The sequence below is a fragment of the Vibrio sp. 1CM7H genome (genome assembly GCF_023161645.1).
Taxonomy (GTDB): Bacteria; Pseudomonadota; Gammaproteobacteria; order Enterobacterales; family Vibrionaceae; genus Vibrio; species Vibrio diabolicus.
The window spans coordinates 1-24723 of the sequence record NZ_JALNTV010000001.1; the positions used below are offsets into that span (position 1 = coordinate 1).

At 44.4% G+C, this 24723-nt stretch carries 27 protein-coding genes; 23 read left to right on the plus strand and 4 right to left on the minus strand.

Translation table 11 applies throughout. The annotated features are described in order from the left end of the window. The first annotated feature begins 352 nt into the window (after nt 1-352). Nucleotides 353-1114: a cytosolic protein gene (locus tag MSG33_RS00005; protein WP_248379303.1), complete on the plus strand. Its 762-nt coding sequence runs from the start codon at nt 353-355 to the stop codon at nt 1112-1114. A gap of 103 nt (nt 1115-1217) precedes the next feature. Then, a complete protein-coding gene (locus tag MSG33_RS00010; protein WP_074189713.1) occupies nt 1218-2249 on the plus strand; it encodes a cytosolic protein in 1032 nt (343 codons plus the stop codon). Between the two features lie 163 nt (nt 2250-2412). Here MSG33_RS00010 and MSG33_RS00015 read toward each other — a convergent pair whose 3' ends face one another. Continuing rightward, complete coding sequence (locus MSG33_RS00015; protein WP_005374274.1) at nt 2413-2769, minus strand: YibL family ribosome-associated protein; 357 nt, start codon at nt 2767-2769, stop codon at nt 2413-2415. 85 nt (nt 2770-2854) lie between these two features. Continuing rightward, nucleotides 2855-3850 carry a 2-hydroxyacid dehydrogenase gene (locus MSG33_RS00020; RefSeq protein ID WP_161444129.1) on the minus strand — a complete coding sequence of 332 codons (996 nt, stop codon included), beginning with the start codon at nt 3848-3850 and terminating at the stop codon, nt 2855-2857. 289 nt (nt 3851-4139) lie between these two features. On the opposite strand from MSG33_RS00020, the gene MSG33_RS00025 reads away from it, so the two are divergent. Further along, nucleotides 4140-4622: a L,D-transpeptidase family protein gene (locus tag MSG33_RS00025; protein ID WP_048624649.1), complete on the plus strand. Its 483-nt coding sequence runs from the start codon at nt 4140-4142 to the stop codon at nt 4620-4622. A 35-nt stretch (nt 4623-4657) separates the two neighbouring features. Here MSG33_RS00025 and MSG33_RS00030 read toward each other — a convergent pair whose 3' ends face one another. Beyond that, nucleotides 4658-5368 (minus strand): glycerophosphodiester phosphodiesterase family protein, encoded by a 711-nt coding sequence (locus MSG33_RS00030; protein ID WP_248379305.1) that lies wholly within the window; start codon nt 5366-5368, stop codon nt 4658-4660. A gap of 239 nt (nt 5369-5607) precedes the next feature. Between MSG33_RS00030 and MSG33_RS00035 the strand changes: the two genes are divergently transcribed. From MSG33_RS00035 to MSG33_RS00080, 10 genes are all read left to right on the plus strand, one after another. Further along, nucleotides 5608-6561 carry an L-lactate dehydrogenase gene (locus MSG33_RS00035; protein WP_248379307.1) on the plus strand — a complete coding sequence of 318 codons (954 nt, stop codon included), beginning with the start codon at nt 5608-5610 and terminating at the stop codon, nt 6559-6561. A 147-nt stretch (nt 6562-6708) separates the two neighbouring features. Continuing rightward, nucleotides 6709-7374 carry a response regulator transcription factor gene (locus MSG33_RS00040; protein ID WP_237305777.1) on the plus strand — a complete coding sequence of 222 codons (666 nt, stop codon included), beginning with the start codon at nt 6709-6711 and terminating at the stop codon, nt 7372-7374. Beyond that, entirely contained in the window at nt 7374-8747 is a 1374-nt protein-coding gene (locus tag MSG33_RS00045; RefSeq protein WP_005393533.1) for a sensor histidine kinase, read from the plus strand. Before MSG33_RS00040 ends, MSG33_RS00045 begins: the two co-directional genes overlap by 1 nt. A gap of 207 nt (nt 8748-8954) precedes the next feature. Continuing rightward, nucleotides 8955-11051 carry a TonB-dependent siderophore receptor gene (locus MSG33_RS00050; RefSeq protein ID WP_248379309.1) on the plus strand — a complete coding sequence of 699 codons (2097 nt, stop codon included), beginning with the start codon at nt 8955-8957 and terminating at the stop codon, nt 11049-11051. Nucleotides 11052-11125: 74 nt separating this feature from the next. After that, complete coding sequence (locus tag MSG33_RS00055) at nt 11126-11893, plus strand: DUF3450 domain-containing protein (RefSeq protein WP_074189718.1); 768 nt, start codon at nt 11126-11128, stop codon at nt 11891-11893. Then, on the plus strand, nt 11894-13261 hold the full coding sequence (locus MSG33_RS00060) for a MotA/TolQ/ExbB proton channel family protein (protein ID WP_248379311.1): 1368 nt from the start codon (nt 11894-11896) through the stop codon (nt 13259-13261). After that, nucleotides 13261-13815, plus strand: coding sequence for a MotA/TolQ/ExbB proton channel family protein (locus MSG33_RS00065; protein ID WP_006741219.1), 555 nt, complete (start codon nt 13261-13263; stop codon nt 13813-13815). The genes MSG33_RS00060 and MSG33_RS00065 overlap by 1 nt, the downstream gene beginning before the upstream one ends. Next, nucleotides 13812-14216 carry a biopolymer transporter ExbD gene (locus MSG33_RS00070; protein WP_005374257.1) on the plus strand — a complete coding sequence of 135 codons (405 nt, stop codon included), beginning with the start codon at nt 13812-13814 and terminating at the stop codon, nt 14214-14216. The genes MSG33_RS00065 and MSG33_RS00070 overlap by 4 nt, the downstream gene beginning before the upstream one ends. Then, complete coding sequence (locus tag MSG33_RS00075; protein WP_006741220.1) at nt 14216-14836, plus strand: energy transducer TonB; 621 nt, start codon at nt 14216-14218, stop codon at nt 14834-14836. The genes MSG33_RS00070 and MSG33_RS00075 overlap by 1 nt, the downstream gene beginning before the upstream one ends. Continuing rightward, nucleotides 14833-16005 (plus strand): hypothetical protein, encoded by a 1173-nt coding sequence (locus MSG33_RS00080; RefSeq protein ID WP_046873906.1) that lies wholly within the window; start codon nt 14833-14835, stop codon nt 16003-16005. Before MSG33_RS00075 ends, MSG33_RS00080 begins: the two co-directional genes overlap by 4 nt. A 66-nt stretch (nt 16006-16071) precedes the next feature. On the opposite strand, the gene MSG33_RS00085 is transcribed toward MSG33_RS00080, so the two are convergent. Continuing rightward, entirely contained in the window at nt 16072-16560 is a 489-nt protein-coding gene (locus MSG33_RS00085) for a hypothetical protein (RefSeq protein WP_248379313.1), read from the minus strand. 379 nt (nt 16561-16939) lie between these two features. Between MSG33_RS00085 and MSG33_RS00090 the strand changes: the two genes are divergently transcribed. The 10 genes from MSG33_RS00090 to MSG33_RS00135 all read left to right on the plus strand — a co-directional run bounded on the left by MSG33_RS00090 (nt 16940) and on the right by MSG33_RS00135 (nt 24544). Further along, complete coding sequence (locus MSG33_RS00090) at nt 16940-17569, plus strand: PepSY-associated TM helix domain-containing protein (RefSeq protein WP_046873933.1); 630 nt, start codon at nt 16940-16942, stop codon at nt 17567-17569. Between the two features lie 21 nt (nt 17570-17590). Then, nucleotides 17591-18130, plus strand: coding sequence for a DUF2271 domain-containing protein (locus MSG33_RS00095; protein WP_006741224.1), 540 nt, complete (start codon nt 17591-17593; stop codon nt 18128-18130). A gap of 14 nt (nt 18131-18144) precedes the next feature. Next, a complete protein-coding gene (locus tag MSG33_RS00100) occupies nt 18145-18975 on the plus strand; it encodes a DUF4198 domain-containing protein (protein WP_237310663.1) in 831 nt (276 codons plus the stop codon). 42 nt (nt 18976-19017) lie between these two features. Next, the gene (locus tag MSG33_RS00105; RefSeq protein WP_046873904.1) at nt 19018-19338 is read left to right on the plus strand and encodes a hypothetical protein; all 321 of its coding nucleotides are present in this window, start codon (nt 19018-19020) and stop codon (nt 19336-19338) included. Further along, on the plus strand, nt 19335-19889 hold the full coding sequence (locus tag MSG33_RS00110) for a DUF6162 family protein (RefSeq protein WP_248379314.1): 555 nt from the start codon (nt 19335-19337) through the stop codon (nt 19887-19889). Before MSG33_RS00105 ends, MSG33_RS00110 begins: the two co-directional genes overlap by 4 nt. 22 nt (nt 19890-19911) lie before the next feature. Further along, the gene (locus MSG33_RS00115) at nt 19912-20838 is read left to right on the plus strand and encodes a zinc ABC transporter substrate-binding protein (RefSeq protein ID WP_047007957.1); all 927 of its coding nucleotides are present in this window, start codon (nt 19912-19914) and stop codon (nt 20836-20838) included. Further along, complete coding sequence (locus tag MSG33_RS00120) at nt 20838-21566, plus strand: metal ABC transporter ATP-binding protein (RefSeq protein ID WP_053807975.1); 729 nt, start codon at nt 20838-20840, stop codon at nt 21564-21566. The genes MSG33_RS00115 and MSG33_RS00120 overlap by 1 nt, the downstream gene beginning before the upstream one ends. Continuing rightward, nucleotides 21566-22441, plus strand: a complete 876-nt coding sequence (locus MSG33_RS00125) for a metal ABC transporter permease (protein ID WP_065645584.1) — start codon at nt 21566-21568, stop codon at nt 22439-22441. The genes MSG33_RS00120 and MSG33_RS00125 overlap by 1 nt, the downstream gene beginning before the upstream one ends. Before the next feature lie 22 nt (nt 22442-22463). After that, on the plus strand, nt 22464-23333 hold the full coding sequence (locus MSG33_RS00130) for a zinc ABC transporter substrate-binding protein (RefSeq protein WP_046873900.1): 870 nt from the start codon (nt 22464-22466) through the stop codon (nt 23331-23333). A 215-nt stretch (nt 23334-23548) separates the two neighbouring features. After that, nucleotides 23549-24544, plus strand: coding sequence for a porin (locus tag MSG33_RS00135; RefSeq protein ID WP_225460816.1), 996 nt, complete (start codon nt 23549-23551; stop codon nt 24542-24544). The last annotated feature ends 179 nt before the right edge of the window (nt 24545-24723 follow it).

Sequence of the window (24723 nt, forward strand, 5' to 3'; positions counted from 1 at the left end):
TGGTTGAAAGCACCGGTCTTGAAAACCGGCATACGTTAATAGCGTATCTAGGGTTCAAATCCCTATCTCTCCGCCACCTTTAAAAAACCGCTGTTCTTACAGCGGTTTTTTTGTATCTACTGTTTTTTATAGCTGTTATCGAAAACTTCTAATTGGCTTTTCTCCGGCCCTTTCTCTAAGTTCTTTAGCGTACTCACTTTGGGTTTAGTTTACGCAGTAATATCTTCAATCGAAGACATTTTCGTAGGTCATTTGGGCTTTAAGTAGAGCTTTGTTAAGTCTCAACGTGGGATGCTTAAAAGCATTTTGATAGAGTTTCAGTCTAAATACTGCTGATGTACTTGGAGAAAAAATGAAGCTACTTTACTGGTTAGATGAATGGCAAGCGCTTACTCAAAAAGAGCAAAATGCTGCTTTACCAATTTCTGGCTACGATTTACTTGATGATGTTTTTGTGAAGTATGAATTCGTCGATCTTAACAAGCCATTGTTGTTCACATTTTCTCCTTCCGGTACTGATGCTCAGGTACAAGACTTAACTCCGGATTTTTCTCCTTGGGGCTACGACCTCGGAATACAACAACAAGTAAATATTATTGCCTTTCAACATTTAGGTAAAAGCAATTGGTTCCGTAGCCGGAATTTGATTTTCTTTCTGGAGCAGTTGTCTGAGTTGCTTAAGCCTTTCAAATGTCGTTTGGGTTATGGGCAGAGCCGAGGTGGTTTTGCTATTGGCGCATTCGCTGACTTACTGAAGTTGGATCATCTTTTGTTGTTTTATCCTGTGAGCACAAAAAATAAAGCTTTAGTGCCTTGGGATGATCGGCCCAGCACTGAGCTTGCTCAGCAGTTTGCTTGGGAAAGCGGCTACCATGATCGAGATTTGGGCAATGCCAAAGGTTATATTATTTATGACCCATCCAATCGTATTGATCGTCTTCATGCTGAACGTTACCCAGAGCTAACTCATTTAAAAGTCGTCGGTATGGGGCACGGCACTCAATCCACACAATTAGATAAATTAGAATTTTTTAATCTGGTGGCGAAGGAGTTTGTTCGTCATCAAACCATAGATATTGACCAATTTAATAAGCAAATTCACGCTTTGTTTTAAAAGAGGACTGATATCAGAGTCCCCTGTAACCAGGGGGAGATGATCACACACTAAAAACTAGATTTTTAACACAATTGCTAGGCGCAATTTAGATGGAGGATTAATGAAGTTACTGTACTGGTTGGATGAATGGCTGGCTCTTTCTCGTGAAGAACAGCAAACCAGGCTACCGATGTCCGGGGAGGACTTACTTGATGATGTGTTTGTTAAGTATGAGTTTGTCGACCGAAATAAACCGCTGTTGTTCACCTTTTCCCCTGCTGGTACGAATCTACAAGTACAGGACTTACACTCAGACTTTGCGCCTTGGGGCTATCGATTAGCCCAGAAACAAAAAGTAAATATTATTTCTTTTCAGCACCTTGGGAAAAGTAACTGGTTTCGCAGCCGTAATTTGATTTTCTTTCTAGAGCAGTTATCGACATTACTTGAGCCTTTTGAATGCCGTTTAGGTTATGGCCTTAGCCGCGGTGGTTTTGCTATTGGCGCTTTTTCCAATCTATTAAAGTTGGATCAAGTATTGATGTTTCACCCGGTCAGTACAAAAAACAAAGTGCTAGTGCCATGGGATGACAGGCCAAGTACTGAACTTGCCCAACAATTTGATTGGGAAGGAAAGTACCACGACCTCGACCTTGGAGATGCAAAAGGTTACATCATTTATGATCCAACCAATGAAATCGACCGTCTTCACGCCAAACGCTACCCAGAGCTCACTCACTTGAGAGTCTTCGGTATGGGACATGGTACACACGCGACGTATTTGAATAAATTCGGTTTTTATAAGCAAGTGGCTGTAGACTTTATACGTTATCAGAAGATAGATATAGCGCAGTTTCGTCATCAGACTAAAACGCTGCGATTAAAAGAAGATTACTATCAGTGTCTTAACAAGGCGAATGCGAGTTCACAACATCGTTTGAGCCTACTGAGTACCGCTCATAATGTGCTAATTGAAGAAAAGAAAGAACATGTGAAGGAGCATCAAGCGCAAATCGATATTCAGCCACTTGTTGATATTGCGATGAAGCATGAGCATGACAATCCGCAAGATGCAGTACAACTTTTGGAAGTGGCTCAGCAGTTAGTTCCGAATGACCCCGTTGTGGAGCACAAGTTGCAGCAACTGTCGTAGCGTTGAGATGTAATGCAGACGGTATTGGTTGAAAATAGGTCCGTGGCTTTTGTCGCTGGCCTTTTTAGGAGCTTATGGGTTGATATTTCGATGACATTTAATGAAGCAGTACAAAATAAAAAGCCCAAGCAAATGCTTAGGCTCAACGAGTATTAATATGAGTTTAAAACTCTTTTGGCGCAAAGCCTGTCATGACATCGAGGCGAAGCTCTTTACCAACTTTTGTTAGTGGGTGAACGATTACTAAGCCGCGTACGCGTTTTTTCAGTTTGCCGATGTCCGCTTGTTCTGCTTTGGTGATTTCACGAGAGAATGGCATATCAAGTAAGCTTTTACGTTCTTTGTTCAGCTCATAGTTTTGCTTATGCTTTAACTGGTTAAGCTTTTTGGTTAGCTGTTCTACTTCATCCGTGAACTTTGTAATCATTTCGTGATCACCACGAGAACGTGCCGCATCAAGTTTACGTTGGCATGTATCTAAACGGTTGTGCAGCTTTTGAATATCAGTTTTTATGCTCATGGTAATTTGGCTCAAATTTTAAATAGTCGAGAAGTATAGCATAGCTGAGATCACACGCTCTACTATACTTCTCGATTGTCTGGCTTTAGTTAATCAGTTCATTGCCCGATACGTTACCAGAGAAAAAGGCTTCGACGTTATCGAGCGTAACTGAGGCAATATTATTAAGTGCTTCGTGAGTCAAGAATGCTTGGTGGCCAGTAAACAGCACGTTATGACAAGCCGATAAGCGACGGAAAACATCGTCTACGATGACATCGTTAGATTTATCTTGGAAGAACAAGTCTTTTTCATTGTCATACACGTCTAGACCAAGCGCGCCAATCTTACCTTGTTTCAAGGCTTCTATCGCCGCTAGTGAATCCAGCAACTCGCCTCGACTAGTGTTAATGATCATCACACCATCTTTCATTTGCGCGAAGGCTTTTTCGTTCAATAGGTGATAGTTTTCTTCACTCATTGGACAATGGAGAGAGATAATATCCGCATTAGCGTAGATTTCTTCAAGCGAACAGTAACGCGCTCCCATTTCTAGTGCTAATGGATTTTCGTAAGGGTCATAGCAAAGCAGCTCCATGCCAAGCCCTTTGAAGATACGCATCGTCGCGATACCAATCTTACCTGTACCAATGACACCAACGGTTTTCCCGTAAAAGTTAAAGCCAACTAGGCCCTCTAGCGAGAAGTTGGCGTCACGTGTACGTTGGTAGGCTTTGTGAAGGCGACGATTTAGGCACATCATCAAACCGACTGTGTGTTCAGCCACCGCTTCTGGTGAGTAAGCAGGAACTCGAACCACTTGTAAGCCAAGTTCTTTAGCAGCTTGTTGATCAACTTTATCAAAACCCGCGCAGCGCATGGCAATAAGCTTAGTTCCGCCTAGAGAAAGCTGTTTAAGAACGGGAGCTGAAAGGTCATCATTGACGAAAGCACACACGACATCGCAACCATGTGCCATTTTGGCGGTTTTTTCGGTTAGCCGGAAGTCGTGATAGTGGAATTCAAAATTTCGGTTATTTTTAATTTTATTAAAAGAGGCCTCGTCGTAGGATTTTGCACTAAAAAAAGCAATATTAATCATGGTTCCCTCTCAAAAAGTGCGGACTTTATAAATAAATATACTTATAAAGTAATGCAACTTAGGCGGAATGAATAGAGAAATCTTCTCTTTAACTTTTGCCATATCAAACAACGATAACGATCACGCCTTTCAATGAGTATTATCTTACGATTCTGCACTTGTGCGTTCATCCCTTTAGCTCCTGGGGTAATACAGGTTCTACCCTAGATACTGTTTGCTTTACGGGCGCTAACTGACTAGCATAATCGCTCTTTTCTTGTTCACTTTAGTTAGGTTAGGCGTTCCGGCAATGTCAGTGAAATGGTGCTCTATGTTCTTGTGTTGTGTGTTGGCTTCTGGCGTCCATGCAGCTGTAGATTTTGTTAAAGTCGACAAGTCAAAGCGTCGAATGTATTTAATGGAACAAGGCACAATACTAAAAGAATACCGCATTGCTTTAGGAGCGAACCCTAAAGGGCATAAACAAGAAGAGGGAGACAATCGTACACCTGAGGGCGAATACACCTTAGATTACGTCATAGAAGACTCGGCTTTTTATCGTTCTGTGCATATTAGCTACCCTGATGCGATTGATACGTTGGAAGCGAAGCGCCGAGGTGTGTCCCCAGGAGGGAACATCAAAATTCATGGTTTAAAAAACGGTGAGAGTCAGTTGCCGATTTATATCCAAAGCTTTGATTGGACCAATGGGTGTATTGCGATTACCAATGAAGAGATGGATGAATTTATCCAGCTTGTAGAGATGGGGACACCAATTCAGATTGAGTGGTAACGAAATGGTGCCTCTGAAGCTCAAGGTGGTATGTGCTATGGCATAAAGCGTTGTGGATGATCACTGAATATACCGTCTAACTGAGGTAGGTACTTCAGTTTGTTTGGATTGTTCACTGTATAACACATCACTTTGTAACCCGCCTGCTGGAGTTTGTTTATTTGGCGCGAGCGAACCCAGTTAATGTTTAGGTTGCAGCTATAGGCGTTAACTTCTTCCAAAAGGCGTTTATCTTTTCTCGTTAAGAATTCACTCAATACACCTAATCGATACTCATTGCAGTATTTATGCAGCGCTCTAATGACATCATGACTAAAACTGGAGAGTAGTACCTTCTCTTGCGGCATGGGACTTTTTGCTAGTACGTTGGCGAGAGCTTGTGCCACTTCTTCTGCTGGGTGGCGATCTACCTTAACTTCAATATTCAAGTTAAGCTTATGCTCAGTAGCTAAAGTGAGCAGGTCATCTAATGTCATGATTTTCTCACCTGAAAAATCTGCGCTGAACCAGCTACCAAAATCCAACGCCTTTAACTCTTCCAGCGTCAGTTCATCGACACGCCCTTGTCCATTACTGCATCGATTTATGGTGTGATCATGGCAAACCACTAAAACATTATCTTTGGTCGGTTGTACATCAACTTCAACCCAATTTAATCCGAGGTCAATGGCGGCCTGAACGCCCACTTTTGTATTTTCTGGGTATGAGCCAGCAACACCACGATGACCAATTACTAATGTTTCCATGTTCTTCATCTTCTGCTTTGTGATGAGCCGATTGTACTCGCTTTTTGCTTTGAAGATATACCTCAAGGTGCATGTTGTCAGATCGTCTTAATAAAAGCCAAATCGCCCATTCGTCAAGGTAGGTCGTTGGAAGCACTCCTGTCGAATCATGAACCAAAGTTGGACTTTTATTCTCCTGCCGCTCATTTTTAAAGAGCAAGGTAGTTGCGAGTGCATCATGGTTATCGGGAGAGAGAAATATGAAGATCGGTGTTATTGGTGCAGGAGCTGTTGGTGTAGGAGTATGTAATTACTTACTCACTCTGGGTGGTTTTAGTGAGCTTGTTCTACTTGATAAAAATTTAGAACGTGCCGAGGGTGAAGTGTTTGATTTTCGTCACACGATGGCACTGACTTTTTCAAAAAACACACGCATTATGCCGTCGGATGATTACTTAGATTTACTCGAAGCCTCTCTTGTTGTTATCACCGCTGGTACGCAGATTAAACAAGGACAAACTCGTTTAGATATTGCTGAGGTTAATGCTCAAATTGGAGTTGATATTGCGCGTCAAATAGAACGCGTAGCGCCAAATGCGGTGTTGATTGTTGTGTCAAACCCATGCGATATCGTGGCGCACTTTATTGTCACCAACACCGGTTTTGAGCCGAGTAAAGTTATTAGCAGTGGCTGTGTAGTTGATACCGCTCGTTTAATGAGTATTGTTGCTTGCCGTGTAGACCTAGACCCGAAGAACGTGTTTGGTTATGTATTAGGAGAGCATGGTAGCCATTGCTTTACTCCTAAGAGCTTAATTTCTATCGCTGGGCAACCGGCCGACTATTACTGCGATACCCATAACATTGAGAGAATTGATCCGCACGCACTTCTTGAGGCGGTGAAACAGGCGGGATACGAAATCTTTCGGCGTAAGCAGAACACCGTTCATGGCATTGCCGCCAGTGTCTTTCGAATCATTCAAGCCGTGACGATTAACGAACGATCGGTGTTGCCCGTCGGTACGATGATGTCGGGGCAATATGGTTTGCATGATGTTGTTCTCAGCCTACCTACGGTTATTGGAAAAAACGGAGCAAATTCAGTTCTGATGCATCCCTTCACTGAAGAGGAGCTTGTCACATTAAAAACGATCAGCACCCATTTAAAACACATCGTGGAAAATGTCGCTAAGCAGACGAAGCTAACGCCCTGATCTACCCTCATTATCAGGTGCTAGTTAGCTTAGCACTCCGGTCTACTGCTATAGAGCTATTTGTACTAAAGCCCTAGGATGTGTAGTTGTTTAATTTGTAAATGAGTAATAGAATGCGAACCATTTTTATTTGAATGGTGAGTGGTAATGTCTCGAGTTTTGATAGTGGATGATGACGTTCCTTTGTGTGAGCTATTAGAAGCAGTTTTGCAAGAGGAGGGCTATATTGTCTCTTCTGTACATTGCGGTGAAAGTGCTTTGCAATATATGGAAAAAACGCCGGTAGATCTTGTACTGCTTGATGTCATGTTACCAAACCTTAACGGCATGCAAGTTGCCCGTAGAATCTGTCAACGCTTCGCGACACCTATTCTAATGCTTACTGCTCTTAATGATGAAAACTCGATGCTTGATGGCTACCAAGCGGGAGCCGATCAGTACATAGGAAAGCCTTTTAATGTTGCTGAGCTTCTGATGCGCATCAAAGCGATTCTTCGTCGTGTTGGTTTAGAGCGCCAACGTCAGGCGATGTGCAGTACCGTTCAAACGATCAGTGAGCAGCTCAATAGCTTACCACTCACAAGCACGGAAGCCGAGTTACTGAGCTATCTAGTCAAAAACCAGGGTGTGGTGATTTCAAAAGCGGAACTCCAAACCGAAGTATTAAAGAAAGAGCTAAGCCCTTTTGACCGCAACCTTGATATGCACATCAGTAATATACGTCGCAAGCTAGTAGAAGCAGGGCTCTCTAAGCAACATATCAAAACCTTCCGTGGCAAAGGTTACAGCTACCTAGAGGCTGTAAACAATTAATGAAGCTCACGTGCCCACCTTTTATCGCGAAACGTAAAGACAGCTTAGCGTTTAAGTTGTTTAGTTATATGACTGCAATTGTGATAAGTATTTTGGTCGTACAAGCAATGGCGGAGCAAGCTCTCGTGAAAGCCATGCTAAAAGTGCCGGACAGTGTGCGAGAAGAAATGCTCGATCTTGCACATCAAGCCAATGTGCTGATTGAGCACGGAGACATGGATGAACTTGCTGACTGGGCGAACGCGCAAAACTTTTATCTGTTTGTGCTGAATGAGCACCAGCAACCCGTCACTCACCGTTTAATGCATCCACACTTCGAGTTCAAGCTTCAATTTAAAAGAAGTATTGATGATCAACTTGAGGGAAAGGTAAATCGCCCGATTATCAATATCCCTTTGGTTAAAGATAATAGCTTGGTGATTCAACTGCCACATCGACTGCATCCCGCACATGACTTCATTTTATATTTCTCTATTCTCAAAGTGGTGATTGCGGTAGTTATTTTGGCGTTGTTCTCATTGCTAATGGCACGTAACTTACAACAGCCGCTTGATCGCTTAAGAGAAGCAAGCAAAAAGCTATCTAACGGCGACTTTAATGTCAGTGTGGTGAAAGAGTTAAAATCGAATACGCGCGAGTTTAACGAGCTGGCGCAAGACTTCGACCACATGACACAGCAAATTCATTCTCTTGCCGAAAAGCAGCGATTGCTTATAAGAGATGTCTCCCACGAGCTCCGAACGCCGTTAGCAAGACAGAATTTAGTTCTACACCTTTTACGGAAGCGAGTTGGGGAGAACGAGCAAAGCTTGGTGACCAGGCTAGAAGACGAAGCTAAAGAGCTAAACCATTTGATAAGCGATATCTTGGAGTTCAGTCGCTTGGAAAATGCGCGTTTCGACAAAGGTGCGAAACGCCGTGATTTAGAGGTGTTGCTCGCACCGCAAGTAGAGCGGTGCAAAATCGATTTAAAACCAGAACAAACATTGTCATTCCGTTCAGAAGCAACATGCGCCAAAGCTTTTTGCGAAGAAACGCTCATCATTCGTTGTTTGAATAACCTTGTTGGAAATGCCATCAAATATTCAGGGCAAGCATCTCAGATAGAAGTTTCTCTGGCTAATCATGTCAAAGATGGGCAGCAATTGATTTCCATGTCTGTATCCGACAATGGGCCTGGTATTCCAGAGAACAAGTTGGTCGATATTTTTGACCCGTTTACTCGCTTAGATGCATCAAGAGATAAGAAGCTTGGCGGCTACGGCTTAGGTCTCGCGATTGTCAAAGAATCCATGCGCATTATGGGTGGATCAGTTACGGCGAAAAATCGTGAACAAGGAGGTCTGAGTGTTACTTTGGTGTTCAAGCAGTAAGTATGGTTAAGTCTTATTAATCGTGATTTTGATCACGTTATTGTAGCTCATCATCAGAGAGTACTTTACAAAAGTTTGCAAATGCAAAGAATGTAAATTTAATGCAAATGGTAATACTTATCACTTATATTCACCCGCGAAATAATTAAGAGGGAATCGCATTCAACAAGCATGTGACCCGAAAAATAATAATCGGAGTGAAAGGATATGTTTACTAAGAGCCATTTGGCGCTAGTGATCGGTGCGGTGTTAGCAACACCTGCAGTGGCGGACGTTCAAACAGACGAACATGTAGTTGTAGAAGGTCGAGAGTTCGGCTACAAGGCGGATACAAACAGTACAGCAATGCGCATGGAAATGACGCAACTGGAAACGCCAGGACAAGTAGCGGTTATCGATGAAACGGTAATTGATGAGCAGCGTGCAAGTACACTTGGTGAAGTGCTACGTAACGATGCAAGTGTTAGCGCGGGTGGTACAAGCCGTAACCGCGAACGTTTCTCTCTACGTGGTTTTGAACTTAGCAGTTCAGACGGTTTTCTTCGTGATGGCCGTCAACACTGGTCACACTACCGCCAGCCAATTGAGCTTTTAGAGCGTGTTGAAGTGCTTAAAGGCCCATCAGGTCTGCTATACGGTAAATCTGAGCCGGGTGGCTTGGTAAACATGGTTTCGAAAAAACCAACAACTCAAACACAAGCTAGTTTGAGTCAAGATCTAGGTTCGAATGATCACTCACGCACGGTGCTTGATGTGAGTGGCGCGCTAAATGATGCAGAGACACTGCGCGCGCGCGCAATTTTTGCCAAAGAAAGCTACGGCTCTTGGCGCAGCTACGGCGATGGTACCGAGCCAGAAACGGATCGTACGGTTGCGGGCCTAGTGGTTGAGTACGACATCACCGACAACTTTATGGTGTCAGCGCATTACGATCGCACGAAAGACGATGGTAGTGTGGATTCTGGTGCTTACATTGTGGATGGTAAAGCGGTTCGCGGTGACAAGCACATCTGGGATGCCCAGTGGTCAAAGATTGACAACGAAGTAGAAAACTACGGTATCGATATTAATGCTCAAGTGACTGACAATGTAAACGTAAAAGCGGGTTACAACCGTCAAGACTTTAAGCGTTTTGATGTAGAGTCTTACCCTAAGTTTGACAATTATGACAAAGACGGTGTGATTCGACACAAAGGGAATGATCGCTCCGATAATTGGGTATTTGATACTGCATATATAGATGTGACGACGGACTTTACTTTGTTCGGTACGGAAAACACGTTGTTAGTGGGCGCTAACTACTTAGATTACAGTTATGATCGCTTTATGGCATTTCATAATGAGGCGAGTATTGCGCCAGGAGAAACGGTGCCTAAGCCTGGCTATCGTAGTTCGAAGAAATCACCAACAACTGAGTACGATACTTGGGGTATCTACGCGCAAAACATGATGACTATTAACGAGTCTTGGCAAGTACTTGCAGGTGTTCGTTATGACGAAAAGCGTGATGATGACCTGACTGAAAACCAGGTTTCTCCAAAATTTGGTGTAATTTTCCACCCAGCGACGAATGGCTCGGTTTACGTTCAGTACTCTGAAAGCTTTATGCCGCAAGGTGAAGTCAGCAGTGGTCGTGGCAAAACTTACGTGAACGATGGCGAGAAGCTAGATGCAGAGCGCGGAATTTCTTATGAAATCGGTACGAAGTGGGAACTGTTTGATCAGCGCTTATTTGTATCAGGTGCTGTGTTTGATATCACATTAGAGAACATGTCGCTGGATGTTGAAAGTGGTAAAGATGCTAGTAATAAGGTTCTACATAAGAAAACTCAAGGTGGTGAGCAAGTTCACAAAGGTGCTGAGTTAATGGCTCAAGGTTTTGTGACCCCTGAGTTGTCGCTAACCGCTTCTGCAATGTACTTGGATGCAGAGCTTAAGAAGGCAGAAAGATATGAAGGCAACCGCCCTGTAGATGTGCCAGAGTTTTCAGCAAGTCTATGGTCTAGCTACAAAGTTCAAGACAACACTAACTTAAACCTCGGTTTGATTTATGAAGGTGATCGCTACGGTGATGCAAAGAACACCTTCAAGAAAGATGGCTACGCTCGCGTTGATATGGGCGTGTCATACAAACATAAGTACGATGAAAACTTGGATATCATTGCTCGATTCAATGTCGAGAACTTATTCGATACCGACTACTTCGCAGGTGGCGGTAGCACGAATAGCGAGCAAAAAGGTGCGAGTGGGGTTGTGGTTGGAGAAGACCGCAACTACATGGCAACAATCCAGTTCAAGTACTGATAACAATTTGATTATTAAAGGGGAAGGGTAGTCTTCCCCTTTGGTCGTTTTTGGAACACAGAAATATAACTCGTATGAATCTAATGAAATCAAGTATCGCTCTGTTGATATCATCGGTTTTGATTCCCGCTCACGCGGCGAACTTAAACGATGCACAAGCTGTGCAGAGTAAAACAAACCAGTCGTCGGCGGTAAGCCAAAAACGTATTGATGCAAGCGCAGAAAAATCACTTACTCTAGAAGCTGAAATTGAGCAGCTGCAAGAGGAAGTCGGTAACTTGAAGATTTATCGCGATCATCTTGCAAGCCTTGTTGAGAGCCAAAATCAAGAAGTTGATAGCTTGAACGAGCAAATTGAGCAGATTGCTCAAACTCGTCAAGGTGTCGTGCCTTTGATGTATCACATGCTTGAGGGCTTAAAAGTGCTCGTCGCTAACGACAAGCCTATACGCAAAGCGCAACGTGAGGAGCGAATTGCAAAGCTGGATTCCATGATGACGCGTGCAGACGTTGCGGATGCAGAGAAGTTTCGTCGTATTTTAGAAGCGTACCAAATTGAAATGGATTACGGCACCAAGCTTGGCGTTTACCAAGGCAAGATTAACCTGGGTGACAATGAAGCTGTGGAGGCGGACATTCTCTATTTAGGGCGTTTGTCTTTGGTAGCGCGTAGCTTATCTGGTGACACATTTTGGAGCTGGTCACAGCAACAACAAGTATGGCAACAAGTGGGTTCTGAGCAAAAATCAGAGCTAGATAAAGCGTTCGCTATGGCGAATAAACAGATCGCGCCGAGTATGTTAACTCTGCCAGTGTCGTTAACCGCTGCGGAGGGCAAATAAATGATGAAAAAATGGTTATCGGTTGCACTAATCTCGACAGCCGCATTAATGCCTCATACAACTGTTGCTAGTGATGCGTTGTTACAAAAGGCGCAGCAAGAAAATCGTCAACAGCAATCGCACAATGTCACGCGTGAATCAGGTTTTAAGAAAACAGAGCAAGAGCTACAGGCTATAAAGAATAAATTGGCCGCAGAGCGAGCGGCTCTTCAAGCAGAAGCGGACTCATTAAGTGTTACTTTCGGTGAAAACGAAGCGGAACTGGCGCAGCTAGAAGAAAAGCTACGTCTAGAAACCGGGAGCTTAGGTGAGCTATTTGGCGTCGTTCGCCAGAACGCAAAAGAGCTAGAGTCAGAGCTCAAGAGCTCTGTAACGGGTGTTGATGCAAACTCATATCAGAAAGATATCGATGCTATTGTTGCGGCTAAATCACTGCCAACGTTGACCCAACTTCAGGCGATGTGGCGCAGCATGGAAGAACAAATCAAAGCAAGTGGTGAGATGGCAAACGTCTCTTTCACACTGCTAAATGGCGAAGGTCGTGAACAAACGGTTAATGGTGTTCGTCTTGGTTCTATGGCGCTGCTGGATGACACTGGCTACGTTAAGTGGAATGGTCAACGCGGAGATGCGGTAAACTATCTTCGTCAGCCTGAAAGCGGTCCAACAGCGAATACTATTTCCTCTGGTGACATTGATGCGCTTGTCATTGACCCGTCACGCGGCATTCTTCTTGAGCAGCTCGCAAACTCACCGACTTTGGCTGATCGCCTAAATGCAGGCGGCGTTGTCGGTAAAATCATCCTTGGTTTATTAGCTATCGGCCTATTGATTGCGCTCGTACGTGGTGCATCTCTGATGATTTCGCGCCAGAAAATCATGAAGCAACTGAAAACTCCAGCACAGCCAGGAGACAACCCTTTAGGTCGTGTGCTTGCGGTGTATCAGAAAGATAAGCATCGCAGCGTAGAAGCGTTAGAGCTACGTCTTTTGGAAGCCGTTGTTGATGAGCAAACCCACTTAGAAAAAGGGTTGTCGATGCTGAAGCTTCTTGCTGCGCTGGCCCCTATGCTTGGTCTACTGGGCACGGTAACGGGTATGATCGAAACCTTCCAAGTCATCACTCAATTTGGTAATGGTGATCCGAAAGTAATGGCGGGTGGTATTTCGATGGCGCTTGTAACTACTGTACTTGGCCTTGTTTCAGCCATGCCATTGTTATTGGCGCACAACGTATTGAGCTCTCAAGCAGAAAATATTCGCAGTATCTTAGAAAAGCAAGGTATCGGTTTAGTTGCAGAACAAGCTGAGCGTGATATGCCGAGCAACAAGAGTCACTCTAACACCTTAGGGGAGAACGCAGCGTAATGGAGCAGATCCTACTCAACACATTGGGTTTGATCAGTGAGGATTGGGCCACAACTTTGATGAGCTTTATGCAGCAAGGTGGTCAAATCCTATGGTGGCTGGCTGCCGTCGTGGCGGTGTGCTGGCTGTTGGTTATGGAGCGGGTTATTTATCTCACAACGGTTTTCCCTGGGGTAAAGAAACAGCTTTGTGAGCAGTGGCAAGCAAGATCAGAGCACCACTCTTGGTACGCGCATCAAATCCGTGAAGGATGGATTGCAAAAGCGCAAATCGAACTGCGCCAAAACCTATCGACTATTAAGCTGCTTGTGGCGGTTTGCCCAATGCTAGGGTTGTTAGGGACGGTGACGGGCATGATTACGGTGTTTGACGTAATGGCATCGCAAGGCAGCAGCAATCCGAAATTGATGGCTTCTGGTATCTCACTTGCTACGCTGCCAACCATGGCGGGTATGGTAGCAGCGCTTGCGGGCATGTTTATTCATGCTCGCCTTAGCAAAGTGTGTGAACGAAAAGCTATCCAGTTAGAACAATCTTTAAGGAGTCAAAAGTGAGACTCGGACGCAGACCTAACCAACAAGATGAAGCTCAAGTCGATTTAACGTCGATGCTTGATATCGTCTTCATCATGTTGATCTTCTTCATTGTGACCAGTTCGTTTGTACGTGAGTCCGGTGTAGAAGTGAATCGCCCTCAGGCTTCTAATGTAGTAAGCCAAAAAGACGCGGGCATTTTTATCGCAGTAACGGCAGCGAATGATGTGTACATCGACAAACGAGTGGTTGATATTGAGCGTGTTGAGGCCTCTATTGAGCACCTGTTACTTGATCAACCTGATGCCTCGTTAGTTATCCAAGCTGACGAGCATGCTTACAATGGCACTGTCGTGAAAGTGATGGACGCTGCAAAGGCGGCGGGCGTGAAAAACATCGCATTGGCGGCGGAGAAACCTTAATGGGCAGGCTGTTACTTGCACTACCAGCATCATTGTTAATTTCTGTGAGCCTGTTTAGCTTTATGGCGTGGATGGTTGATAAAGGCAACCAGCGAGCGCCAGAAGCTTCGGAAGCGGTTCGTTTTGATATGGTGATGGTAGAGAATGAAGCAGACGTGCAGCGTCGTCAGCGTTCAGTGCCGGAGCAACCAGAACCACCCCAAGCGCCGGAGCCAATGGATCTGTCTCAAGCCGACACTCAAATGGAGCCAATGAGCCAGATGACGCCAGTCAGTGCTTTAGGTTTGAACACTGCCCTTGAAGGTATCGCGATCAGTGCACCAAACTTGAAGGGAACAATGGGCAACCAACAAGCACTGCCGTTGTATCGTGTTGATCCTCGATATCCAAGTAAGGCGCTGAAACGTAGAGTTGAAGGCTATGTCATTATGCGTTTCACGATCGATGCAACAGGACGACCAAAAGATATTGAAGTGATCGAGGCTGAGCCACAGCGTATGTTCGAAAGGGAAGCAATCCGTGCGCTTAAAAAATGGAAGTATCAGCCAAAAGTTGAGGATGGTGTGTCAATTGAGCAGTATGGACAAACCGCTAAAGTGGAGTTCAAGTTAGCCAAATGATGAAAAAATTCTTAATCGGTACGGTATTAAGCCTGAGTGCACTTTCAACCATTGCCAGTGAGTTAAGCCAATACACTGCCGCGAGAGTTCAACGAGCACACAACTTGGCTCAAGAGGAGAAACTAAAAGAAGCGATTTCATCTCTTGAAGCTATGGAGCTTTCTCGTGGATATGACCAAGCTTATGTCGCTCGAATGTTGGGTATTTTTTACTGGCAGAACGAGCAAACTCAAGCGGCGATTAAGCAACTTGAGTTGGCAGTCAATAGTGGGTTGCTACAAGATGAGCAAGCATGGCAAACCCGAAAAATGTTGGCAGATATACTGCTGAACGAGCAACGCTTTTCTAAGGCGTTACCTCATTACTATGCCCTGAGCAAAAACATTCCTAAAGGTCAAAAAGCGCATGAGCTATGGCTGCGTATTTCCCAATCTCATTATCAACTGAGTCAGTGGCAGAAAGTGCTTTCAGCAATGGCTCGTTATGAGAAGTTTGGTCAGCCAGACAAGCTTGGCGCATTGTCGATAAAGCTTTCTGCTGAGCTAGAACTGAAAAAGTGGAAGCCGGCAATCTCGACCATCAAACGCTTGATCGCGATTGAACCTGAGCGAATTGAATGGTGGCGTCAGCTTGTTGCTCTTTACCTGCGTGTTGATGACAACAAACGTGCTCTGGACTCTTTGGCGTTGGCAAAACTGAAAGGATTACAACTTAGCCAAGATGACTTAAAGCTGCTGGCACAATTGTACGCGAAACGAGGTATTCCTGAGAGAGCTGCGTTGGTGATGAACGAGCTAGAGGATGTAAACTCGAATAGTAAACTGAAAGCTCAGCAAGCGACGTATTGGCAAATGGCAAAAGAGTGGGAAGAGTCTATCGATAGTTGGCGTGTTGCTGCTCAGTTAGACCGACAGTATTACTGGAACTACTCTCAATTATTGGTGCAAGAAGGCCACTATAAAGATGCCCTTGCCGCGCTCGATAAGGTCAGCGGTCGTAAAGCGGATGTCGCACTTATCAAAACTCGCGCTTACTACAAGCTTAAGCGGTTTGACGATGCACTTGCTAATGCCAAAAGAGCGGATGAGATAAAACCGTCGAATCAGGCAAAAAGTTGGGTTAAGTATCTATCTCAGCTACGCAAAGTAGAATCGACGCAAAACTCATAGCGAACATTTTTATTAAATACCCGAGCTCAGTCTCGGGTATTTTTTGTCTAAAGTCATAAAAGCTATTTACTGTATGAGCTTTTCATAAAAAGCTAATGCATCAAATGGTCGGGAGAAAAAAGGGCTTTTCTCTATATATTCTTGATGTACCTTGCTCAGTGTTTCAAACTTTTCTCTCGATGTAGGTTCGATATGAAAAGTAAGGCTTTCAGTCGATTCTACAAGCTTTAATGTTGAAGTTCTTGAAGCGTTATTTTTTGCTATTAATAGATAATACGCTAGTTCTTGCTTCTCTTTTAATACACAAGCCTCAAAAGCTTTCTCGCTTAAAAACGGCAGAACAGGAGTTAATGCTTCTATATGCTTCTTTGAATACTCTAGGGTTTGTTTGTCAGGTGTATTCTGGTCTGCCATAGATTCGCACTGCTTTATTTTCGCACCATAATTATCGATAGATTGGCTTACGTTGTTAAACAAACTGGCTTCAAACTTTTCACTTGCGAAAGTGACACTTGAGAAAAGTGATAAGAGAATTATTACAACATTCTTGTTCATATTTTTCCTTCTGAACTGCACCATAGCGTTTGGCTAGCATCAGAAAATTTTCTCTATCTAACCCTACACTAACTTCTTAGCTTACCTTTTTAATCTAGCTTATCGATAGCTTTTAAGCTTTTCATTAAATATACATAAAGGCGCATTTTGGTGGAGTCTATCCCACTTTTTAGTATTGGAAATATCATTAAATTTTTAGTCATTAAAATCAATAGGGTTATTATCTAGAGGGTAAGCAATCGGTAACTCACATTGGCTCAAATAGTTACAACATGCGCCAGCCAAGCTGAATTGAAAAGGTAAACAATGTAAATTAAATGCCAATACGAATGATTATCACCTAAATTATGCCCCACATTTATTGGTGATGATTGTTTCTATGTTGCTTAAAAGCAAAGGTGTTCAAACTTGGGCTCGCCGCCTACATATCTATATTTCGATGGCTCTTCTCTTAGTTACGCTGTTTTTTGCAATAACTGGAATTACCCTCAATCGCCCCGAATTATTTGAACGCAGTGAACCTATCATTCAACAACATACTCTGACGGTTCCGCACTCAGTTCTATTCTCACATTCAGATACCTTTCAACCTAATCGTGAAGGGCTGGTGGCTTTCTTGACTAAAGAAACCGAGCTTCGCGGCACTCCCTCCGCACTAGATGTGTATACCGAAGTTGAGCAAGGTGAGTTGTTACTCGGAGAGCTGTCTATGGATTTTAAAGGCCCAGGTTATAACGCTACGGTCTTTATTGATATGACCACCGGTGCGGCAGAGGTTGAAACGACGCACTACGGTATTGTTGCGCTGCTGAACGATCTACATAAAGGACGCAACAGTGGTGGGATTTGGAAGTGGTTTATCGACGTCACTGCGCTTTTGATGGTGTTTTTTGTTCTAACAGGTGTGTGCTTATTACTGCCTAAGAAGAAGACGCTTAGAACGTCAATGCAATGGATGAGCTTTGGTACGTTACTGTCGCTCGTGATTTATTTTGTTGCTGTTCCATAACAGCTTTTTTAGAGAACACTTATGTTGAACACAGGAAGATTTTTCCGCCGTAATCACTTTTGTAAAGCCGCTTTGATCGCGGCTTTTGCTCCTTTCTCTCTTTCTGCGGCTCCTCTACCAGATAACGCGAAGATCGATTTCGAATTCGAACTTCCAAAGATAGACACTTCAATGTACGCACGCCCTTATGTGGCGGTGTGGGTTGAAAATGACCAGCGTAAACCGGTTAAAACCATTCAGCTATGGGTAGGAAAAGACGAATGGCTAAAAGACCTGCGCAGCTGGTGGAGAAAAGCGGGTCGTTATGATCGTGAACTTGTTGATGCGGTGACGTCTGCAACGCGCCCTGCTGGACAGTACCGTTTTGTCTGGGACGGAACCAATGATGCAGGAAAGCGTTTGGAGCAAGGAAATTACACGTTGTACGTCGAAGTTGTTCGTGAACATGGTGGGCGAAACTACTTACGTCAAAAAATAACGCTAGCGGACAGTGAAGTGCGCTATGAGCTTAAACCAACACAAGAGACGGGTGTCATCACCGTCAATTATCAAGTTAAGTGATTAAAGGACAAACAATGAAAACCAAAATGAAAGCAGTGGCATTGGCGAGTGTAATGGCAATGGGATTGGCTGCAACAACCACCGCACAAGCGCATCCACGTTGGGTTCTGCCTTCTCACTTTACGGTTTCAAAAGAAGGCGGTGACTGGCTGACATTTGATGTTACTGCTTCTCACGGAACGTTTGTTTTTGATAAGCCTGCGGGTAGTGACCAAGCGTTCGTGGTGATGCCGGATGGCCGTTCTGAGCGTCCTAACTTTGTTGTTCGTGGCAAACGTCGTTCTATGTTTGATTTCTTTTTTACGGAAGAAGGCACGCACAAAGTCGCGATCAATAATCAGCCGAGCTACTACACCCAATACAAAGCGGGTCGTCGTGATACGGTGAAATGGGCGCGAGCAAACAAAGCTGAGCGTCATGATGTTCTTCCAGAACAGGCGCGTGATGTGGTTACTCAACTAAGCTACACCCGAGCAGAAAGCTACATTACGGTTGGTATGCCAACGGACAAAGCGTTGGAGATTGAAGGCAAAATGCTGGAGATGAAGCCGGTCACGCATCCATCGGACATCATTGAAGGTGAACCAGTCACTTTCCAGTTTTTCTTCAATGGTGAGCCACAAGAGGGCGTCACAGCGGAGATCACACGTGAAGGCACCATGTACCGAAACCATCAAGAACAAATCGATGTGGTGAGTGATGAAGATGGCAAAGTGATCTTCACGCCAGAGGTCGCAGGGCGCTACTTAATGAAAGCGAACTACAAAGGTGAATTAAAAGATAATCCATTGGCGGATAAAGCGAGTGCCAATGTTCACCTTACGTTTGAAACTCAACTTAACTAATCGAATTAGGCTCAGCAATCGCTGGGCCATTTTGGAATCATCATGAATAACACTTCTCTTCTCAAAGCTGCTTTGCTTTTTTCTGGATTTGCTTCTTTTCACGCTGCTGCACACTTCCCTCTGATGAGTTGTCACTTGGCGCAAGATAAAGTGATTTGTGAAGCGGGCTACTCGGATGGATCGACAGCGGTCGACTACGATGTCGAAATGTACGATTACGACGACAATCTGATCGCCAAAGAAAAAACAGATAAGCGTTCCATCGCAGAATTTACTCACCCTGAAACAGATTTCTATTTGGTATTTGATGCCGGACATGAAAGCCCGGTGGAAGTGGATATCGTTGAGCTGAAAGAGAAATGAGTGTACAGAAAGTTCGCCCCGATGATGGTAACCGAGAAGGAAAGTGGGTCGCACTGACTATCGCAGCGGTTCTCGGTTCTGCAGCCATACTTATGCCCTACCATCAGGTTGCGACTGAAAAGCCAGACATACAGGCTCATCAAGTTTTAATCACAGACTTACATCAAAACGAGTTGGGCTTGATCGCTGAACTTAAGCTTGCTCATGAAGAGATTCGTGATTTGCAGCTAGAAACTGGAACTTGGCCTGAGGTCTCTGACATGGAGGCGCTTTGGATTGCTCCATTCGTAAAAGACCAAAATTGGAAGCGCAAAGGGTCTCATCAGTGGAAACGAATCGATGCCGGAGTCTACATTGGCATGAAGAAAAATGCCCAAGGTTCTGCCTCTATGCTTCTGGATAGCCGTGGCTCTCAAGCTGATATTTGGTTTAGTGATTCTAGCCGATCGTTAAATGCGGAGGTACTAAGCGATCTAGCAAAACGCCGCCAGCATGGCTGGCAACAAATCGTTCTGTCAGATTCCTCTTCTTCCCATTCTCACGCCCATTAAGACAACATAATTGATAAGTACTATGATCAAACGCTCTCTTTTACGTCGTATTCTTACAGCCACCGTGTTATTGACGGTGTCTTCTACAGGCTTTGCTGCCGATAAACTCAGTATTGGTATTACGCTTCAACCTTATTACAGCTATGTCAAAGCTGTTGTTGATGACAAGGCGAACATCATTCCTCTGGTCGATGCTGGTTTTAACCCTCATAACTATTTACCGCAACCCAATGATCTTAAACGTTTGAATGAAATGGATGCGATAGTGATCAATGGTATTGGTCATGACGATTTTGCACTGAAAGTGATCAAAGCCTCTCAGCGTGATGATCTCGTGGTTATCGAAGCGAACAAAGAAGTGCCTCTGTTACCGGCGATGGGGCAGTCAGTTGGTCAAGGTGCAGTGAACCCTCACACCTTTGTTGGTCTATCGACCACTATTCAAAAGGTTTACACCATCGCGAGTGAGCTAAGTAAACTGGACCCAGACAACGCTACTTTTTATCGCCAAAATGCTCGTAAATATGCGAAAACTTTCCGCCTGATGAAGCGTGATGCAATGTTGTCTCTTGGTGAGTTGGACACGGCTGGTATGAAGGTGGCGACAACCCATAATGCTTACGGTTATATCCTTCAGGAATTTGGTGTTGACGTCGCAGCTGTTATTGAGCCTGCTCATGGTGTTGAACCAAGTGCCAGTCAGTTGCAGGAAACGATTGAGAAAATTCGTGAATCGGGTATTGATGTGCTGTTTTATGAGCTCAATATGCCGAACCGTTTTGTTGATACCATCGAAGAGGCGACTGGGGTGCAGCTTTATCGCTTTTCTCACATGACTCACGGTGAGTATGAGGCTGATAAAGTCGAACTTGAGATGCGAGATAACGTGGAAACGCTCATTGAGGCAATGAAGTTTGTTGCGAGCAAGCGAGCAGGGGAAAAGGCGTAATGACTGGACCTTCCGTTTCCTTAAGTAACGTGGGCCTAAAATACGCCGACAATATTATTTTGCAGAACATCAGCGCTGAATTCGAGAGCGCTAAATGCCACGTTATCATGGGGCCGAATGGTGGTGGGAAAACCTCTTTGCTTCGTTCGATACTTGGGCTAACACCATTTTCGGGAAACATTGCACTCAATTGGCCAGAGCAATCAGCTGCATCGGGTAAGATAGGATATGTACCACAAAAGGCGATGTTCGAGGCAAGCCTCCCGTTAACCGTGATGGATTTTGTGCTGCTTAATCAAACCCGTATCCCTCTATTTTGGCGACGTAAAACTAAACAAACTCAACATGCCCTGGCCCAGCTGGATCGCGTGGGCATGGCAACGCGTTGCGATCGTCGTATGGGGCAACTCTCTGGCGGTGAGCAACAGCGTGTTTTGTTTGCGCAAGCTTTACTGGATGAGCCCAATTTATTGGTTTTAGATGAACCTACAACTGGTATGGACGAGCAAGGTGTTCGGTATCTTGAAGGTTTGATTCATGAAGTCGTTGGAGAGGGCAAAACGGTACTGGCAGTACACCATGACGTGACCGCAGTGCGCCGTTTAGATGCGCAGGTCCATGTCGTAAATCGTCAAATTGTGGCGTCAGGTCACCATTCAGATGTGCTAAGCCCTGATCGTATAGAAACATTATTTAAGCACTACACAGCAAAAGTGGAGGCTGCATAATGGATTGGTTACGAGAGTTAGCGGTTAGCGGCGTTGAAGCTGGATGGTTAAGCGATAGCTTTTCTTATGCCTTCATGGTGAACGCAATTGTGGCTGCGTTGATATTAGGACCATTACTTGGTGGTCTTGGGACATTAGTCATCGCCAAGCGACTGGCTTTTTTCTCTGAAGCGGTTGGGCACGCTGCGCTTACCGGAATCGCGATTGGTGTGTTGCTCGGTGAGCCGCCAGAGAATCCGATCATCGGCTTGTTTAGCTTTTGTATGATTTTTGCGCTGTTGCTTCACTTTGTTCGTAATCGTACCAATGTACCTTACGATACACTGGTTGGGGTTTTTCTTGCACTAGCGTTAGCGGTTGGTGCTGCGCTGTTAATGTACGTCGCTCGTAAGATCAACATTCACATGTTGGAGAACGTGTTGTTTGGATCGATCTTGACTGTGACGGACAACGATATCCTTATTTTAGCGATCAGTTGTTTGATCATATTACTGCTTCTTATTCCAACGTTTAACCGCATTTTGCTGACTTGTATTAGCCCGGATATTGCACGTGTACGCGGCTTTAATACCAGCTTTTATGATTACTTATTTGTCATGATGATCACCTTGGTCACCATCGCCGCGGTAAAGATTATTGGCGCGGTATTGGTTGGTGCATTGCTACTGATTCCTGGTGCAACGGCTAGGTTATTGACTAAACGCATGGGCAGTTTCGTTCTCCTTTCTTCTTTATTGGCAACCATTGCGTGTTTAGTCGGAACCATACTGCCGATGGAGCTTGAGCTACCAGTGCCATCAGGCGCATCCATCATCATTGTTTCTGCGGCATTTTTCCTAACAGCAACGGTTTACCGAATTATCAAAAAAGCGTAACCCTTTTTATAAAGTAATGAACATGAAGATAAAAAAATTAGCGATAACTTTTGGTTTGGTTATAGCGACAACACTTCCATCGTTGGCAAGCGCCAAAGACATTTTAACCAGCACTCCCGTCACGTACATGTTGTCTGAGCAACTCATGAAAGGTACAGGGATAGAGACTCAGTATCTGCCTCCAAAGCGTTACGGCGTTGAGCGTCTTGAGAACTGGTTCGCAAATAAAGGTACAGAGCAAGTTAAGCAAGCGGGTCAAGCCGCGACGGTTGCTATTACTCTTGGTGCGATTTGGAAACAAGACCCGACTTATGTTTACGCTCGACAGGGCAACATTCACTTGATTGAAATCGATGCATCGCAGGCCATTTCTCCTAGAGCTCAAGGAGTTGCAGTACTGACATTGGAAAATGGGTCAACATCGAAGTACGCATGGCTTAACCCTACAAACTTAATCCGAATGGCGGGCATTGTTGGAGAGGATCTACAACGTGTATATCCTGAACACCAAAAGGCGATTCAAACGAATCAACAGGCTTTTATGCTCAATGTGCGTGAACTGATCAACCAACAACAGGCAGAGATCTTCGATAAAGGCATCGATTCAGTGGTACTGATGAGTGAGTCACTAGAGGACTTTGCCTCTGGCAACCAATTGTTTGTGGTTGGGCGCGAATTTAAGCCAGAACTCGAGTGGACAGAAGAAGACAAATTATCTTTAAAAGCTCAGTTTGAACAAGATAAAACGCTATGGTTAGTGACGGATAAACGACCGTCGAAAACCTTGACATCGCTTATTAAACCGAGTCGTATACTGCAAATTGATGTTATTGACCGCTGGGGCAGTAAGGGTATCAAAACTGAGAAGCCACTCGCACGTTGGGAGATGTGACACGTAAAAAGCCACAGATTTTATGATGGGGAATGAAAAGTTCCCTATTTTTTTGTGACTTAGTTCAAAACGTGAGCATTAATACCACTGGTTGCATAAGAAAGTGTTTGTTTCATTTCTATTTCATTACTACTTTGTTATGTGTTCGTTGCGATTGATTCGGATTTAATCTGTTTCTAAGCGAACCGGTACAAACAACTATACGGATGTTAACAATGAAAATGAAAACTCTAGCCGTTGCAGTGGCGGCACTAGCATGTGGTTCACAGGCCTTCGCAGCAGAAGTTTACAACAGCGATGGTACATCTTTATCGATCGGCGGTCACGTTTCAGTTGGCGTGGGTGAGTATTTCGAAGAAGAAGTAAAAGTTCACCAAGTCTCTCCACGTATTAACGTTGCGGGTAAGAAAGACATTGGCAACGGTATTACTATCGATGCTAAAGGCGAATGGGCGCTTAACTACCTAAATGGTGGTGAACAGTCATTCAAAACTCGTCTAGGTTACATCGGTGCAACTCACGAGCAGTACGGTCGCCTTGTTGCAGGTACTCAATGGTCACCTTACTACGATGTCGCTGGTGTTGCGGATCTACCAATCGCGTTTGCGAACGACTTTTTGTACGACAACCACGGCAACCTAGGCTCAGCTCGTGCTGATAAAATGCTTAGCTACCGTAAAGGTTTTGAATTTGGTGAAGGCTTTGCTTTCAACCTAGGTCTAGGTTGGCAAGGTGAGCAAACTTCAGACGCCGTAACTTACGAGCAACGTGGTCAAATTGCATTGAGCGGCTCTGTAGCTGGCTTTGGCTTGGGTTACGTATACAGCGGTGGTGATATTAAGGAGCAGAACCTAGGAACTAAAACAGCTGAATCACACCTATTCTCTGTAAACTACGGTCAATATGGTTCAGGTCTATACGCAGCGGTAGTATACGGTATGAACGAGTACTTCTACCAAATGCGTAAAGATACTTCTCAACTTGAAGCTCTTTTGGCATACGGCGTAAACGATTGGACATTCAGCGTTAACTACGAAGGCGTAGAAGACGAAGAAGACAACAAGACAGTTTCAAGCGAAACTGCGCTACAAGCAGAGTACGCTGTAACTCCTGCTTTCGTAACGTTTGCTGCTTACCAGTTTGACTTAGGTAACGATTACACTAGCGAAGAGAACGACTACTGGACTCTAGGTGCTCGTTACTACTTCTAATAAATAGGCCAGTTTCTACTGCCTAAACACATTTATTGTGTTAACGCCTACTCGTTGTGAGTAGGCGTTTTTCTTTCTGCTTTCCGTTGGCTATAAGAGACACTGGTAATGCTGTGCTTAGGTAACCCAACTCTCTGTTTAGAGAGCGCGTCTATAAAAAATGCCCGCAACTTGCGGGC

Coding starts and splice junctions, on each gene's coding strand:
- MSG33_RS00040 (WP_237305777.1), top strand. CDS start 6,709: ATGTCTCGAGTTTTGATAGTGGATGATGACGTTCCTTTGTGTGAGCTA.
- MSG33_RS00075 (WP_006741220.1), top strand. CDS start 14,216: ATGGGCAGGCTGTTACTTGCACTACCAGCATCATTGTTAATTTCTGTG.
- MSG33_RS00120 (WP_053807975.1), top strand. CDS start 20,838: ATGACTGGACCTTCCGTTTCCTTAAGTAACGTGGGCCTAAAATACGCC.
- MSG33_RS00095 (WP_006741224.1), top strand. CDS start 17,591: ATGTTGAACACAGGAAGATTTTTCCGCCGTAATCACTTTTGTAAAGCC.
- MSG33_RS00090 (WP_046873933.1), top strand. CDS start 16,940: ATGTTGCTTAAAAGCAAAGGTGTTCAAACTTGGGCTCGCCGCCTACAT.
- MSG33_RS00050 (WP_248379309.1), top strand. CDS start 8,955: ATGTTTACTAAGAGCCATTTGGCGCTAGTGATCGGTGCGGTGTTAGCA.
- MSG33_RS00100 (WP_237310663.1), top strand. CDS start 18,145: ATGAAAACCAAAATGAAAGCAGTGGCATTGGCGAGTGTAATGGCAATG.
- MSG33_RS00015 (WP_005374274.1), bottom strand. CDS start 2,769: ATGAGCATAAAAACTGATATTCAAAAGCTGCACAACCGTTTAGATACA.
- MSG33_RS00065 (WP_006741219.1), top strand. CDS start 13,261: ATGGAGCAGATCCTACTCAACACATTGGGTTTGATCAGTGAGGATTGG.
- MSG33_RS00105 (WP_046873904.1), top strand. CDS start 19,018: ATGAATAACACTTCTCTTCTCAAAGCTGCTTTGCTTTTTTCTGGATTT.
- MSG33_RS00080 (WP_046873906.1), top strand. CDS start 14,833: ATGATGAAAAAATTCTTAATCGGTACGGTATTAAGCCTGAGTGCACTT.
- MSG33_RS00010 (WP_074189713.1), top strand. CDS start 1,218: ATGAAGTTACTGTACTGGTTGGATGAATGGCTGGCTCTTTCTCGTGAA.
- MSG33_RS00030 (WP_248379305.1), bottom strand. CDS start 5,368: ATGGAAACATTAGTAATTGGTCATCGTGGTGTTGCTGGCTCATACCCA.
- MSG33_RS00125 (WP_065645584.1), top strand. CDS start 21,566: ATGGATTGGTTACGAGAGTTAGCGGTTAGCGGCGTTGAAGCTGGATGG.
- MSG33_RS00085 (WP_248379313.1), bottom strand. CDS start 16,560: ATGAACAAGAATGTTGTAATAATTCTCTTATCACTTTTCTCAAGTGTC.
- MSG33_RS00035 (WP_248379307.1), top strand. CDS start 5,608: ATGAAGATCGGTGTTATTGGTGCAGGAGCTGTTGGTGTAGGAGTATGT.
- MSG33_RS00110 (WP_248379314.1), top strand. CDS start 19,335: ATGAGTGTACAGAAAGTTCGCCCCGATGATGGTAACCGAGAAGGAAAG.
- MSG33_RS00060 (WP_248379311.1), top strand. CDS start 11,894: ATGATGAAAAAATGGTTATCGGTTGCACTAATCTCGACAGCCGCATTA.
- MSG33_RS00135 (WP_225460816.1), top strand. CDS start 23,549: ATGAAAATGAAAACTCTAGCCGTTGCAGTGGCGGCACTAGCATGTGGT.
- MSG33_RS00115 (WP_047007957.1), top strand. CDS start 19,912: ATGATCAAACGCTCTCTTTTACGTCGTATTCTTACAGCCACCGTGTTA.
- MSG33_RS00005 (WP_248379303.1), top strand. CDS start 353: ATGAAGCTACTTTACTGGTTAGATGAATGGCAAGCGCTTACTCAAAAA.
- MSG33_RS00020 (WP_161444129.1), bottom strand. CDS start 3,850: ATGATTAATATTGCTTTTTTTAGTGCAAAATCCTACGACGAGGCCTCT.
- MSG33_RS00130 (WP_046873900.1), top strand. CDS start 22,464: ATGAAGATAAAAAAATTAGCGATAACTTTTGGTTTGGTTATAGCGACA.
- MSG33_RS00025 (WP_048624649.1), top strand. CDS start 4,140: ATGTCAGTGAAATGGTGCTCTATGTTCTTGTGTTGTGTGTTGGCTTCT.
- MSG33_RS00055 (WP_074189718.1), top strand. CDS start 11,126: ATGAATCTAATGAAATCAAGTATCGCTCTGTTGATATCATCGGTTTTG.
- MSG33_RS00045 (WP_005393533.1), top strand. CDS start 7,374: ATGAAGCTCACGTGCCCACCTTTTATCGCGAAACGTAAAGACAGCTTA.